Annotated in this window: 13 protein-coding genes; 3 read left to right on the plus strand and 10 right to left on the minus strand. The window is 60.0% G+C overall.

Going from position 1 to position 15057, the window contains the following annotated elements:
• The first annotated feature begins 89 nt into the window (after positions 1–89).
• Positions 90–521: a GlcG/HbpS family heme-binding protein gene (locus ACK6D9_RS01020; RefSeq protein WP_412050299.1), complete on the plus strand. Its 432-nt coding sequence runs from the start codon at positions 90–92 to the stop codon at positions 519–521.
• Positions 522–525: 4 nt separating this feature from the next.
• On the opposite strand, the gene ACK6D9_RS01025 is transcribed toward ACK6D9_RS01020, so the two are convergent.
• The 10 genes from ACK6D9_RS01025 to ACK6D9_RS01070 all read right to left on the minus strand — a co-directional run bounded on the left by ACK6D9_RS01025 (position 526) and on the right by ACK6D9_RS01070 (position 13629).
• On the minus strand, positions 526–930 hold the full coding sequence (locus tag ACK6D9_RS01025) for a hypothetical protein (RefSeq protein WP_412050300.1): 405 nt from the start codon (positions 928–930) through the stop codon (positions 526–528).
• 151 nt (positions 931–1081) lie between these two features.
• Positions 1082–4540 carry a pyruvate carboxylase gene (gene pyc, locus ACK6D9_RS01030; RefSeq protein ID WP_412050301.1) on the minus strand — a complete coding sequence of 1153 codons (3459 nt, stop codon included), beginning with the start codon at positions 4538–4540 and terminating at the stop codon, positions 1082–1084.
• A gap of 87 nt (positions 4541–4627) precedes the next feature.
• Positions 4628–5371, minus strand: coding sequence for a helix-turn-helix transcriptional regulator (locus ACK6D9_RS01035; RefSeq protein ID WP_322988476.1), 744 nt, complete (start codon positions 5369–5371; stop codon positions 4628–4630).
• Positions 5372–5693: 322 nt separating this feature from the next.
• Positions 5694–6839: an iron-containing alcohol dehydrogenase gene (locus ACK6D9_RS01040; RefSeq protein WP_412050302.1), complete on the minus strand. Its 1146-nt coding sequence runs from the start codon at positions 6837–6839 to the stop codon at positions 5694–5696.
• Positions 6836–8224, minus strand: a complete 1389-nt coding sequence (locus ACK6D9_RS01045; RefSeq protein WP_412050303.1) for an aldehyde dehydrogenase family protein — start codon at positions 8222–8224, stop codon at positions 6836–6838. The genes ACK6D9_RS01040 and ACK6D9_RS01045 overlap by 4 nt, the downstream gene beginning before the upstream one ends.
• A gap of 58 nt (positions 8225–8282) precedes the next feature.
• Entirely contained in the window at positions 8283–9647 is a 1365-nt protein-coding gene (locus tag ACK6D9_RS01050) for a glutamine synthetase family protein (RefSeq protein ID WP_412050304.1), read from the minus strand.
• Positions 9648–9828: 181 nt separating this feature from the next.
• Positions 9829–10881 carry a TRAP transporter substrate-binding protein gene (locus ACK6D9_RS01055; protein WP_412050305.1) on the minus strand — a complete coding sequence of 351 codons (1053 nt, stop codon included), beginning with the start codon at positions 10879–10881 and terminating at the stop codon, positions 9829–9831.
• 43 nt (positions 10882–10924) lie between these two features.
• Positions 10925–12259 (minus strand): TRAP transporter large permease, encoded by a 1335-nt coding sequence (locus ACK6D9_RS01060; protein ID WP_412050306.1) that lies wholly within the window; start codon positions 12257–12259, stop codon positions 10925–10927.
• A complete protein-coding gene (locus ACK6D9_RS01065; protein WP_412050307.1) occupies positions 12256–12783 on the minus strand; it encodes a TRAP transporter small permease subunit in 528 nt (175 codons plus the stop codon). The genes ACK6D9_RS01060 and ACK6D9_RS01065 overlap by 4 nt, the downstream gene beginning before the upstream one ends.
• Before the next feature lie 63 nt (positions 12784–12846).
• Positions 12847–13629, minus strand: a complete 783-nt coding sequence (locus tag ACK6D9_RS01070) for an N-formylglutamate amidohydrolase (RefSeq protein ID WP_412050308.1) — start codon at positions 13627–13629, stop codon at positions 12847–12849.
• Between the two features lie 141 nt (positions 13630–13770).
• Between ACK6D9_RS01070 and ACK6D9_RS01075 the strand changes: the two genes are divergently transcribed.
• Complete coding sequence (locus tag ACK6D9_RS01075; protein ID WP_412050309.1) at positions 13771–14616, plus strand: MurR/RpiR family transcriptional regulator; 846 nt, start codon at positions 13771–13773, stop codon at positions 14614–14616.
• A gap of 86 nt (positions 14617–14702) precedes the next feature.
• Complete coding sequence (locus tag ACK6D9_RS01080; RefSeq protein ID WP_322988484.1) at positions 14703–15032, plus strand: metalloregulator ArsR/SmtB family transcription factor; 330 nt, start codon at positions 14703–14705, stop codon at positions 15030–15032.
• Positions 15033–15057: the final 25 nt, after the last annotated feature.

A 15057-nucleotide genomic window follows, 5' to 3' on the forward strand; every position in this document is an offset into this window, starting at 1 on the left:
ACGCCTGCCTCACCAGGATTTCGCTCAATCGACCGCATCCTAGCGGGTTGTATCAGTATCCGATAACGTTTTCATGAAAGGTATGCACGATGACCGACCTTACACTCGCCAAGTCGCTCAAGATCATCACCGCGGCACTCGCCAGGGCCAAGGAACTGGAACTCAAGCCGTTGAGCGTTGTCGTACTGGACGCCGGCGGCCATCCCAAGGCATCTCAGCGCCAGGACGGGGCCTCGATGCTGCGTTATGAAATCGCCAGTGGCAAAGCCTATGGCGCGCTGGCTGTCGGCGCCGGCTCGCGCTGGCTCAACGCCCAGGCTGAAACCCGGCCGCATTTCCTCGAGGGACTGTCGGCCGTCTCCGGCGGCAAGATCGTGGCGGTACCGGGCGGTGTTCTGATCCGCGACCGCAAGGGCGCTATCATTGGCGCGGTCGGAATCACCGGTGATTCATCTGATAATGACGAGATCTGCGCCATTGCCGGTGTTGAAGCCGCAGGCTTTACCGCCGACGGCGGCTGAGCCGCTACAGACCAATGGAAACGTCGCGACCGGCCGAGCGGATAGCGACGGAAAATCCGGCAATCACGTCGATGAGGGCGATCACCATCAGGATGAAAAACACCTGCGTGGCGGCATCGCGCACGAGCAGAAACTCGACCAGAAACGCCACGAATACGAACATCGAGAGCATGTGGTCGATTACCGACCAGGCCCCGGTGCGGGTTGCTTTCAACACCTCGATGAACAGCAGCCCCAGCGCGATGACGATCAGCAGGTCGCCAAGACTCATGGTCCAGGTCGCCCCCGACATCATCGACATTGACGTGACGGTGGATCCCAGTCCTGAAACACCGCCGCCGATCATCCCCAGCATGACAAGATTGTAGAGTACCAGCGGCACGATCATCAGCGGAATGGCGGCAAGCATGGACAATATCCTCGTGGTGGCAGATTAGGCGCGCCAGACCCCATCGGAACCCGGTATGCGCAAGAAACGTGGTGCGACATTGCGAAATCATCGGACCCGGCGCAAGTCCGAAGCCGGACACTAAAACCGGATCATGCGTTCGCAGCCCGGCTCAGGCGTACACCACCAGCAGATCCTTGGCGTCGATCTGATCACCGTTCTTGACCAGCACTTCAGCCAGCGTTCCGTTGCGCTCGGCATGGATGGCTGTTTCCATCTTCATCGCCTCGATCGACACCAGCACATCCCCGGCCTTGACTTCCTGGCCCTGGGCCACCGCCACGGTCGAGATCACGCCGGGCATCGGCGCCGCGACATGGGCGTCATTGCCCAGCTCCGCCTTGCGGCGTGCAGCTGAGCCCGATGCGCCATGCGCCCGGTCCGGCACCTTGATCCGGCGGGGCTGGCCGTTGAGTTCGAAGAACACGGTGACCAGGCCTTTGTCGTCGGGCTCGCTCTGGGCCAGGTTCTGCACCACCAGCGTTTTGCCTTTTTCAATCTCGATGAACAACTCGCCGCCAACCGGAATGCCGTAGAAATAGGCCGGCGTCGGCAGCATGCTCACCGGACCATAGGTCTCGCTGACCATGGCAAAATCGGAAAACACCTTCGGATACATCAGGTACGAGGCAAACTCGTTTTCGCTGATCTTGCGTTCCAGCTTGGTTTCGATCTCGGTGCGCTCGGCATCAAGATCAGCTGCTGGCAACAACGAACCAGGCCGCGCCGTGTAGGCTTCTTCACCCTTGAGCACCTTGCTCTGCAGAGCTTTCGGCCAGCCGGCTGGCGGTTGCCCCAGATCACCGCGCATCATCGAGACCACCGATTCAGGGAAGGAGACATCCTTTTCCGGGTTCTCGACATCCGCAACGCTCAAATCCTGGCTGACCATCATCAGCGCCATGTCGCCGACCACTTTCGACGACGGCGTCACCTTGACGATGTCGCCAAACATCTGGTTGGCGTCGGCATAGGCTTGGGCCACTTCGTGCCAGCGGGTCTCAAGCCCCAACGAACGCGCCTGCTCCTTGAGATTGGTGAACTGTCCACCGGGCATTTCATGCAGGTAAACTTCGGAAGCGGGGCCCTTGAGATCGCTCTCGAACGCGGCGTACTGGTTGCGCACCGCCTCCCAGTAAAACGAGATCCGGCGAATCCATTCAGGATCAAGACCAGGATCGCGCTCATGGCCGCGCAGCGCTTCGACAATCGAACCGAGGCAGGGCTGCGAGGTGTTGCCCGACAGCGCATCCATCGCTGCATCGACCGCGTCGACACCGCTGTCGATCGCCGCCAGCACCGTGGCCGCCGAGATGCCAGATGTATCATGGGTGTGGAAATGGATCGGCAGGTCGGTGGCTTCGCGCAAGGCGGTGAACAATTGCCGCGCCGCCGCAGGCTTCAACAGACCGGCCATGTCCTTGACCGCGATGATATGCGCGCCGGCTTTTTCAAGCTCCGCCGCAAGCCCGGTGTAGTATTTCAGATCGTATTTCGGGCGGGCCGAATTGAGGATGTCGCCGGTGTAACAGATCGCAGCTTCACAAAGCCTGTTTTCCTCGCCCACGGCGTCCATCGACACCCGCATGTTTTCCACCCAGTTGAGGCAGTCGAACACCCGGAACAGGCCAATGCCACCCTGCGCAGCCTGACGCACGAAATGCTTGACCACGTTGTCGGGATAATTCTTGTAGCCAACGCCATTGGCGCCACGCAAAAGCATCTGCAAAAGCAGGTTGGGCGCGCCCTGGCGCACCAGATCAAGCCGCTCCCACGGATCCTCGGTCAGAAACCGCATCGACACGTCGAAGGTCGCCCCACCCCAGCATTCCAGTGACAAGAGGTTCGGCAAGGCCCTTGCATAGGTGCCGGCAATCGCCGCGATGTCGTGGGTGCGCATCCGCGTTGCCAAGAGCGATTGATGCCCGTCGCGCATTGTGGTGTCGGTGATCAGAACCTGGGTCTGCGCCCGCATCCACTCGGCAAAGCCTTTCGGGCCAAGCTGGTCGAGCCGTTGCTGGGTGCCATCGGGGATGGCTGACTCGACATACGGTACACGCGGCGCCGCTGCATCCTCGACCGGCAGCGGCCGGCCCTTGGTTTCGGGATGACCGTTGACCGTGACATCGGCGAGATAGGTAAGAAGCTTGGTGGCCCGGTCCTGACGCTTGACCTGCTCGAACAGTTCGGGCGTCGTGTCGATGAACTGCGTCGTATAGGTGTTGTCGAGAAAACTCGGGTGCGTGATGATCGCTTCCAGGAAGGTCAGGTTGGTGGCCACGCCACGGATCCGGAACTCCCTGAGCGCCCTGTCCATCCGGCGGATGGTTTCTTCCGGCGTCGGTGCCCAGGCAGTGACCTTTTCCAGCAACGGATCATAAAACCGGGTGATCACCGCGCCAGAATAGGCCGTGCCGCCATCAAGCCGGATGCCGAAGCCGGTGGCGCCGCGATAGGCCGTGATCCGCCCGTAATCGGGAATGAAATTCTGCTCCGGGTCCTCGGTAGTGATCCGGCACTGCAGCGCGTGGCCATTGAGGCGGATATCGGCCTGCGCAGGAACCCCTGATTCTGGCGTGCCAATGACTTCGCCATCAAGAATATGAATCTGCGCCTTGACGATATCGATGCCGGTCACTTCCTCGGTGACCGTATGTTCGACCTGGATGCGCGGATTGACCTCGATGAAGTAGAACGCGCCGGTATCGATATCCATCAGATATTCGACCGTGCCTGCGCCGATATAACCGGTGGCATTGGCGATTTTCAGCGAATAGGCAGCCAGTTCCTGGCGCTGGGCTTCGCTGAGATAAGGCGCCGGCGCGCGCTCGACGACCTTCTGGTTGCGCCGCTGCACCGAGCAGTCTCGCTCGAAAAGATGAACGGCGTTGCCATGGGTATCGCCGAGAATCTGGCTCTCGACATGGCGGGCCCGTTCCACCAGCTTTTCGAGATAGACCTCGTCCTTGCCGAACGCAGCCATCGCCTCGCGCTTGGCTTCGACAACTTCACGGGCCAGATCCTTCGGATCGCGGATGGCGCGCATGCCGCGACCGCCGCCACCCCAGGAGGCCTTCAGCATGATCGGGTAGCCGATCTCTTCGGCCATCCGGGTCACTTCATCCATGTCGTCGGGCAACGGCTTGGTCGCAGGCACCACCGGAACACCGATCTCGATGGCGAGATTGCGCGCCGCCACCTTGTTGCCAAGCCGGCGCATGGTGTCGGCCTTGGGGCCAATGAAGATAAGTCCTGCGGCTTCGCAGGCATCCACAAATTCCGGGCTTTCCGACAACAACCCATATCCGGGGTGAATGGCATCAGCCCCCGAAAGCCTTGCTACCCGAATGATTTCTTCAATCGAAAGATAGCTTTCGATCGGCCCCATGTCGTGTGCCAGGTGCGGCCCGCGGCCGACCTGATAGGATTCATCCGCCTTGAAGCGGTGCAGCGAGAGCTTGTCCTCTTCCGCCCATATGGCGACGGTTTTCAGCCCAAGTTCGTTGGCCGCGCGAAATACGCGAATTGCAATTTCAGACCGATTGGCAACAAGAATCTTGGAAATTGGCACAAACAGGCTCCCGGGTTTGGGCGAAGGGACCGGGGTCCGACCCAACCCCGCGCCCATTCAATAGCGACTGTTTTGTTGCAGTGCAAATCAGGAAATAAGCCCGAGCCTGAATGCGATCGCCACCACGTGGTGCCGGTTCTTGGCCTGCAATTTCTCCTGGATGCCGTTCATGTACCAGTCAATGGTATGTGCCGAGAGGCCAAGCGTCTCTCCCATCTCGTTGGAGGTCATGCCATGACCGAGATATTCGAGCGTCTCCATCTCGCGCTTGGTCATCTGCAACACCACCGGACGGCTAAGCCGCCGATGGGCAGCGGGATCCTGCGCTTGAAGAAGCTCCCAGAAGGCTTTTTTGGCCAATGCATCCATCAGCGCCATTTCCGACGGCGAAAGATCTATGCTGCGACCGGCCACTGTCAGTACCCCAACCAGCCCGCGCCGGCCGTGAACGGGAAACACATACCCGTCTTCAAGACCGTGGCGGCGCGCGTCCACCATCATCCGTTCCATTCGCGCGCGCTGCGGATCAAACTCAAACGCCTTCATCGGTTCGCGCCAGCGAAAACCGCATTGGCTGTGCCCCAGATAGCGAACCGTCGGGTCGATGGTCGCATATTTGCGCTTCACATAAAGCTCCGGCCAACCTTTCGGCCATTGCCCCGCCAGCATGATGTCTGATGAATCGCTTTCTGGCCCCGGATGCCGGACAAGCGTAAAAAAGTCAAATCCGAGCGTGCCGACTGCATGGGTCAACCGCGCGCGTATGGCATCGGCATCGTCCTCGTCATGGTTCTCGGTTTCCAGGAACTGCAGAACTGGGTTCATGTTCATGGTTTCCTCCGCTGGCATCTGATTGCGCGGCCCCCCGACAATCAGCGCTCCCGATAAGTCAAATCACGTTCTTGAACCGATTGTAACCCGAAATCTTGCAGATTCAGCAACCCTCCCTTGCGTTTTCATCAAGTCTCCACTTGCAGCACGCGGTCAACGCGGCAGAAAACGCCAGCGAGCGCGGCCTATAGTGCGATTTATCGTTGAAAAACAGTGCCATTCCGAGCAGTGCCGCACATCGGTGGCGATTGCGGTCGGCGCAGTTTAATGGATCACAAACTGCGCCGCATGCCCGAAAGGCACACGGCGCAGCAGCAAAACTTCAGATACAGGCTTCAAACAGGGCCCGTGTGTTCTCCGGAGTCATGGTCACCGGATTGCCGCCGGCACTCGGATCTTCGAGCGCCATTTCAGTCATTTCATCAATCCGGTCACGGCCAACGCCAAGTGCTGCCAGCTTGTCGGGGACACCGAGATCGGCGCGTAGGCCGAGCACGAAATCATAAAACCCGTCAAACCCGCCCGAAATTCCCAGATAGTTCGCAGCCCGTGCAATCCGCTCCTCGATCGCCGGACGGTTCATCACCAGCACCGGAGGCATCACCACGGCATTGGTCATGCCGTGATGAGTATTATAGACTGCACCGATCGGATGTGACAGCGCATGGATGGCGCCGAGTCCTTTCTGGAACGCCACCGCGCCCATCGCCGCTGCACTCATCATTTCAGCGCGAGCGTCGATATTGGACCCATCAGCAAACACCAGCGGCAGGTTTTCCTTGACCAGCCGCATGCCTTCGAGCGCGATACCCTGGCTCATCGGATGATAGAACGGCGATGAATAGGCTTCCAGGCAATGGGCGAACGCATCCATTCCGGTGCCAACCGTAATGATCTTCGGCATGCCCACTGTCAGTTCCGGATCGCAGATCGTGACTGCAGGCAGCAGCTTGGGATGGAAGATGATCTTCTTGACGTGGGTGATCGAGTTGGTCAGCACGCCCGCACGGCCGACTTCCGAGCCGGTGCCCGCAGTTGTCGGCACGGCGATGATCGGAGCGATGGCATCACCATTCGCGCGGGTCCACCAATCGCCAATATCCTCGAAATCCCAAACCGGGCGTGTTTGCCCGGCCTGAAACGCGATCAGCTTGCCAAGATCGAGCCCGGAACCACCGCCAAAGGCGATCACACCGTCATGACCACCAGCCTCGAACACCGCAACGCCGGCTTCGAGGTTTTTCTCGTTCGGGTTCGGATCAACCTCTGCAAAAATCGCCCGTCCAAGGCCTGCGGCATCCAGAAGTTCAAGCGCATTGGCGGTAATCGGCAGCGAGGCCAGTCCCCGGTCGGTAACGAGCAACGGCTTTTTCATGCCGGCTGCAGCGCAAGCTTCAGCCAGCTCCGAGACGCGCCCGGCGCCAAAACGGATTGCGGTGGGATAGGACCAGTTGGCGCGCGGGCTCATGCGGATTTCTTTCTCAGATGGTAGGATTTGGGACGGGTGAGGTTGTGAAAGCCGATTTCCGACAGCGACCCGCCGCGGCCGGTGGCCTTGCAGCCGGTCCAGCACAGCGCCGGGTCAAGATAATCGGCCCGGTTCATGAACACGGTGCCGGTTTCGAGTTCGGCGCCGATGCGGGCCGCACGTTCGGCATCATTGGTCCACAGCGAGGCGGTCAGGCCGAACTGACAATCGTTCATCAGGCCAAGCGCTTCTTCGTCGCTGTCGATCGGCATGATACCGACCACCGGCCCGAAGCTTTCGTCGCGCATCACCCGCATGTCGTGGGTCACGTCAACCAGGACCTGCGGCATCAGGTAGGCGCCACCATCATCAGCGGGGAACTGTTTCGGATCGATCAGACCGCGCGCGCCACTGGCGATGGCCTCCTGCGTCTGTGCCCTGACCTCTTTGGCGAAGCGAACATTGGCCATAGGCCCGATGGTGGTGTCTTGTTCCAGCGGATTGCCGAGCTTGAGACCTGAAGACACCCAGGCCGCGGCCTTTTCGACAAACGCGTCATAGAGTGGCCGGGCAATATAAAGCCGTTCTATGCCGCAGCAGCATTGCCCGGCATTAAACATCGCCCCATCCATCAGCACATCGACCGCCCAGTCCAGATCGGCGTCTTCCATTACATAGCCGGGATCCTTGCCGCCAAGCTCGAGCCCGAGCCCGGTGAAGGTTCCTGCCGCGGCCCGTTCGATTGCCTTGCCGCCACCCACCGAGCCGGTGAAGTTGATGAAGTTGAAGCTTCCCGCCGAAATCAGCGCTTCACTGCCTTTATGGTTGAGGAACAGGTTGATGAAGACGTCTTCCGGCAGGCCCGCCTCGCGGAACGCGCGGGCCATGCGTTCTCCAACCAGCAAGGTCTGCGTGGCGTGCTTGAGCACCACCGTATTGCCGGCGATCAGCGCCGGCGCAACCGTGTTGATTGCCGTCATGTAGGGATAGTTCCAGGGTGCGACCACAAACACCACGCCGTGCGGCTCGCGGACAATGCGGCGTTCGAACTGAGCCGAATTCTCGATCTCGATCGGCGCCAGCGCCCGCGCGGCAATCTCGGCCATATAGGTAGCGCGCTCGTTGACGCCACCGAACTCGCCGCCATAGCGCACCGGCCGACCCATCATCCAGGCCAATTCCGGAACCACCTCATCGTTCATCTCGTGAAGCCGGGCAACGCCAGCGCGGACCAGCGCGATGCGCTCGTCAAGTGGGCGCCGGGCCCAGTCTTTCTGCGCCTTGCGAGTCCGCGCCACAGCAGACGCAGCCTCCTCGACGCCCATCACCGGCCGTTCGGCGTACACCGAGCCATCGATCGGCGATATGCATTTCAAAATGCTCATTGCATTGAACTCCTAATAGATGGCCTGCCGGCCTGACTGGTATCGATCCGGACCGCCCTTACGCCCGTTCAAAGCCGCGCGCAATTTCCCAGTCGGTCACAGCCTTGTCGAATTCTTCCTGCTCCCATTCGGCGCAGCGTACATAGTGATCAATCACATCATCACCCATGGCTTCACGCAGCATTTTCGAACTGCGCAAGGTCTCAGTGGACGCCCGCAGCGTCGAGGGAATGTGCCGAGCCTCCGCATTCTCGTAGATGTCGCCGCCGGTCGGTGGCGCCAGTTTCAGCTTATCCTCGATTCCCTTGATACCCGCGGCGAGCAGGGCGGCCTGGGCAAGATAGGGATTCATGTCCGAGCCGCCGATTCGGCATTCAACGCGGACCGCCTTGCTGCCTTCGCCGCAAAGGCGGAATCCGGCGGTGCGATTGTCAACCGACCAGACCGTGCGGGTCGGCGCGAAGCTGCCCTTCATGAAGCGCTTGTAGCTGTTGACATAGGGCGCCATGAACCAGGTGTAGTCGGACGCATATTCAATCAGGCCCGCCATGAAATGGCGCATCAGCTCCGACATGCCGTATTCACCGCTCTCGTCGCGGAAAACCGGGGTCTTGCCGCTCCACAGCGACATGTGCACATGCGACGACGAACCGACCTTCTTGGGGTGCCATTTCGGCAGAAAAGTCACCGACCGGCCTTGTGCCCAGGCAATTTCCTTGACCGCATGCTTGGCAATCGTGTGGTGATCGGCGCAATCGAGCGCTTCGGCATAGCGGATATTGAGCTCTTCCTGGCCGGTCTCGGCCTCACCCTTGGAATTCTCGATCGGAATGCCGGCAGCAAACAGGTGATTGCGCACCGGGCGCATGATGCCCTCTTCCTTGGTGGTCTGGAGAATGTGATAGTCCTCATTGTAGGCGCTGATTGGCGTCAGCTCGCGATAGCCCGATTGGGCGAGCTCGCGAAAGCTCTGCTCGAACAGGAAAAACTCAAGCTCGGTGGCCATCATTGCCTCGTAGCCCAACTCCTTGAGCCGGGCGATCTGGACCTTGAGAATCTGCCGCGGTGACTGCGGCACCGGTTTGTGGGTCTTGTGATCAAGCAGATCGCACAACACCATCGCCGTGCCGTCCAGCCACGGCACGCGGCGCATGGTGGAAAGATCGGGCTTCATCACATAATCGCCGTAGCCTGCCCGCCAGCTGGTGGTGGCATAGCCATCCGGGGTCGCCATCTCGAGATCGGTTGCCAGCATGTAGTTGCAGCAATGGGTCTCCTGATGGCTCGAATCGATGAAATTCTGGACATGAAACCGCTTGCCCATCAGCCGCCCCTGCATGTCGACACAGCACACCAGCACCGTGTCGATATCGCCGGAGCGCGCGGCGGATTTCAGCTCGTCGAATGTAAGGTTTCCGGCCATGGCAATCTGATCCTGATAGGCGGCTAGCGCGCATTGTCTCATTCCAGAAACGATCTGAAGCGGCACACGCGACGTCGAGAAAGTGCAGTGGACCGATGCTGGCATGACTGGCGCCCGGCGGCACTGCGGCAAACCGCCCCCCGGACGAGCCGGGAGGCGGAAATTTCAAAGGCGCGTTGCCTCAGCTTTCGCCGTAGGGGAACCCGGCACCGTTGATGACCTTGTTGTAATCCTTGAAGATCGAGATCACCTTGGCCTTGGTTTCACTTTCCGCGCCGATTTCATCCCAGAACTTGATGGCAGCATCTTCGACCTGCTTCCAGTCCTTGGCCGGAACCGAGCGGAGCTGCAGCTTGTCGCCGGTGGCGCGCAGTTTGGCTTCCCCGCCCCAGTACCACTGATTGCGGAACGTGTGGCTGGCTTCCATGCAGGACATGTAGAGCGCCTTGAGATGGTCGGGCAGCTCGTTCCACTTTTCCTCGTTGGCAAACCACGAACCGATCCAGGCACCAGAGATATTGTTGGTCAGGAAGTAGTCGGTCACATTGGCCCAGCCGACAGTGTAGTCCTCGGTGATCCCCGACCAGGACATGCCGTCGAGCTCGCCAGTCTGCACTGCCACTTCGGCGTCCTCGTATGGAATTGACAGCGGCACCACACCAAACTGGGTGAGGAAGCGACCGGCCGTCGGGAACGTGTAGAGCTTCAGACCGTCGAGATCGGCAACGCTGGTGATTTCCTTCTTGGTGTTGAAGTTGCACGGGTCCTGGCCAGCAGCAGAAAGCCAGACAACGCCGGTTCCGGAATAGGCTTCGCGCCAGATATCACCCAGGCCGTATTGCTGGAACAGCACCGGCACATCGAGAATCGAGCGGGTGGCGAACGGGAAATAGCCGCCGAACAAACCCACTTCGACGGGCGATGCCATCGAATCATCGTCCGAGTGGACGGCATCAATGGTGCCGGCCTGCATGGCACGGAACAATTCGCCCGTCGGCACGATCTGGTCGGCGAAGAACAGCTCGATCACCATCTCGCCATTGGCCGCCTTATTGAAGGCATCGACGAAAGGCTGGGTTACAAACTGGCCCAGTGCCGCCCCGGCATAGGTCTGCATGCGCCAGCGGATCGGTTCCTGTGCAATCGCGGCAGGTGCCGCGAGGGCTGTTCCGGCTGCTGCGCCGGCAGCAACGCCGGCCTTAGTGAGAAATTGACGCCTCTTAATATTGCTCATGCTGTTCTCCTTTTCGGTTTCATCTTCTTAGGATCTGCTCATGTCAGCCTCGTAATTTGCCCTGGAACTGCTGCGGCAACCACAAGGCCAGCTCCGGGAACATCATCACGATCACCAAGGTGAGCAGCATGACCGCGACGAAGGGAATAACAGACTGGTAGATATGACGAATCGTGATTTCCGGCGGCGCCATCGCCCGCATCAGGAACAGATTGTAGCCGAACGGCGGCGTCATATAGGCGATCTGGCAGGTGATTGTGTAGAGAATCCCGTACCAGACCAGATCGAACCCCAATATCTTGACCAACGGCACGTAAAGCGGGGCGACGATCACCAGCATTGCCGTGTCATCGAGAAAAGTGCCCATCAGCAAAAAGCTCAGCTGCATCAGGATCAGCACATGCCACGGCTCAAGCCCGAGTTGGCCGAGGAAGAAATCCTCGATGGCGCGCACTGCGCCGAGCCCGTCAAACACCGCGCCAAAGCACAATGCCGCCAGAATGATCCACATGAACATGCAGGAAATGCCGAGCGTCTTGCGCACCGTGTTTTCAAACACCTCGCGGGTCAGACGCCGCTTGATGATCGCTGCCAGCATCGAGGCCAGCGCGCCCACCGCCGAGCTTTCCACCAGGCTGGTGTAGCCCATCAGGAACAGGCCGTTCATCAGGAAGAAGATCATGAAGGGCAGGATGCCGGCACGCAGCAGGCTTATCCGTTCACTCCAGGTGATGGCATCGCGTTCTTCCTTTGATAACGGCGGCCCCAGATGCGGCTGCAGCTTGCAACGCACCGCAATGTAGAGGATGAAAAGGCCGGCCATCAGCAGCCCCGGAAATACCCCCGCCAGCCACAGCTGGCTGACCGGCTGCCGGGCGATCATGCCATAAAGCACCAGCACCACCGAAGGCGGTATCAGGATCCCCAGACTGGATCCCCCCTGGATCACCCCGGTGATCATCACCTTATCGTAGCCGCGGCGCAGCAGTTCCGGCAGCGCGATGGTGGCGCCGATCGCCATGCCGGCCACCGACAGCCCGTTCATCGCCGAAATCACCACCATCAGCAGAATGGTGCCGATCGCCAGCCCGCCCGGCACCGGCCCGAACCAGACATGGAACATCCGGTACAAATCGTCAGCAATGCGGCTTTCGGAAAGCATGTAGCCCATGAAAATGAACATCGGCAGCGTGAGCAGCGGATACCACTTCATCAGCTTGATCGACTGCGCGAAAGCGATTTCAACGCCGCCAGTACCCCACAGCGGCAGCGCCGCGATCACCGCCACGGCGCCGATCACGCCGAACACGCGTTGCCCGGTCAACAACAGCGCCATCATGGCGGCAAACATGAACAACGCGATAAGTTCGTAGCTCAAAGGCCCGCCTCGCTTTGGTGGTCGACGCTGACGCCGCGCAAATAAAGGATGTCACGAAGAAACTCGGCAAGTGTCTGCAACAGCATCAAGAAGATGCCGATGCCGCCGATAAGCTTGACCGGCCACATGTAGGGCCGCCACACCGAGTGGGCGCGCTCGCCATATTCGATGGCATAGGTGGTGCTGGAAACCGCGCCATAAAGCAGCACGCAAAGGTAAAACAGCAAGAACAGCACGGTCACCGCGTCAATCGCCGCCTTGCGCCGTGGCGACCAGCTCTCATAGACCAGATCCATCCGCACATGGTCGCCCAGCTGCATCGAATAGGCGCCGCCCAATAGGTAATAGGCAACCATGATGAACTGCGCCATTTCCAGCGTCCACAGCGCTGGCGACCCGCCATATTTGCTCACCGACGACCACAACAGCACGCCCATCAGCGCGAAGATCAGGTACATCGCAAACCGGCCGACGCGACGGTTGAAGGCGTCGACCACACGGATATAGCGTTCGGCCAGCTTCATGCTTGCCCCCTCCGCTCACACTCCGCCCGCCACAGGCAGGTCGCCATTCCAGGCATCACAAGTTCAGGCATGCAGGCGCCCTCCCTGTTCTTCGAGATCGGAAATCGCGGTGCGAAGCAGCCCGGCGATCCGCCCCGCCCAGAGCTTCTGACCAGGCGCATCGGCAATCAGGTCATTGCGGATTTCCAGCATCACATTGGCGATTTGCCGGGCCAGGCCATGCCGTTTGAGGGTGTGCGTGACGCCGTCGTCGGCACCATAGGGATAGTTTCTCCGCACGCCTTCGAGCTTCTCCTTCGCAACGGCCGCAAGCATCGCATCGGCAAGCCGGCTATCCGCGTCGTGCAGAATACCGAGCATTCCATCGCGCGGTTTGCCGAAATAGACCGGGGTGAAGGAATGCACGGTGACCAGAACGACCCGTCGGCCCGCGCTCAAACGGCTGTCGATGAGAGCGTCGATCGCATTATGAAACGGGTGATAGAGCGCCTCGGCCCGGCATGCCCGGTCCTCTTCGCTCAGGTTCTGATTGCCTGGAACCGAAAAAATTTCACTGCGTTCGGGATAAGCGTCAGCGGCTTCGGGCGGGCGGTTGCAATCATAGACCAACCGCGAAAACCGCTGCATCACCAGCGGCGCGTCAAGCATCTCGGAGAGCCGTTCGGCAACATTGGCCGCGCCAGGATCCCAGCCGATATGACTTTTCAGGGTGGCTTCTTCGAGCTCAAGCGTACCCAGCTTGCGCGGAATGGTATGTGCCGCGTGTTCGCAGACCAGCACCACATCGCTCGCCCCGTTTTCACGACGAACTGCAAAGACAGGACCTTCTGAAGGATCGATCAGCATGCGGTCTCGCACCTTGATAACTGTTCCCGATAACCTGCGGCCTGTGCCGGCCGCTTGCGTAACATTGATTAGTATTGTGCGCTCCCTGTCAATCCTGTAATTTTTATTACATATTTGGAATCAACAGATCGGGAACCGGAAATGGCCATACGCGAACAGGTGCAGGCAGCTTTGGGCACACTGCCGGGAGCGGAAAAGAAGGTCGCCCACGCTTTCCTTGCCAATTATCCCAGCATCGGACTGTCAACCATCGCCGAACTCGCAGCCCTTGCCGGAACCAGCGCGCCCACGGTGTTACGGTTCGTTTCCAGGCTCGGCTTCGACTCCTACCCGGAATTCCAGCGGGTGCTGCGCAAGGACGTGCAGGCACAATTGATGTCGCCGCTCGAACGCGCCCGCAGTTCGGCGCCGGCAGCCGACAATCCTGCACTCAAGGCCAGTTTTTCGGTGATATCCGCCAATCTCGAGGCCACCCTGAAAGCAATCACCGAAAGCGAGTTCGAGGCGGCCTGTGAACTGCTCTCCGATCACAAATCGACCTGCTATTTCCTGGGCGGTCGCTTCACCGATACAATCGCGGCTTACATGGCCGCACACCTTACGATCATCCGCCCGAATGTCAGGCATTTCACCGGCCAGACATCGACATGGCGCGATCAGTTGCTCGATGTCCGTCCCGGAGACGTCGCAGTGCTTTTCGATATCCGCCGCTATCAGGCCGATCTTGTCCGGCTAGGCGAGTTGATGGTCGAGCGCAAGGCCCGCATCCTGCTGATCACCGATCCGTGGCTGTCACCGATTGCCCGCTCCGCCCGGGTGGTGCTGCCCTGCATCGTTGATGCCAACCGCACCTGGGATTCCAGCGTCACCCTGCTGGCTCTGGCCGAAGCGCTGATCGACCGGGTCTCACGCGCCCAGTCCTCATCCGCCCGTACCCGCATGCAGACGCTTGAGGATATTCACTGGAACAACCCACCGCAGCGGTGATTGCGCCGACATTCAGGGCAACAATCGCTGCCGCTGCGCGCCGTCACCGTCTTGCGCAAACCGGACCTATCCAATACCCATTGAATATGGATCAGCAGCGCGCCCTTGATGCCTTCGCAGCCCTTGGCCAGGAAACCCGGCTCGCCGTGTTCCGGCTGCTGGTATCGGCTGGCCCCGAGGGACTTGCCTCTGGTGAAATCGGCGAACGCCTCGGTGTTCGACAGAACACAATGTCGACCAATCTCGGCATCTTGCTGAAGGCCGGTCTGGTACGCCGCGTGCGTGACGGCCGTACCGTGCGCTACCACGCTGATCATGACGGCATCAGCGGTCTGCTCGGCTTCCTGCTGGAAGATTGTTGCGGTGGCAATCCGGCCCTGTGCCAGCCAATCATCCGTCAGATTTCCTGCTCCTGATCCCTACCCGACGAATGTCCTCGGA

The organism is Hoeflea sp. Naph1 (assembly GCF_046837775.1).
Classification (GTDB): Bacteria; Pseudomonadota; Alphaproteobacteria; order Rhizobiales; family Rhizobiaceae; genus Hoeflea.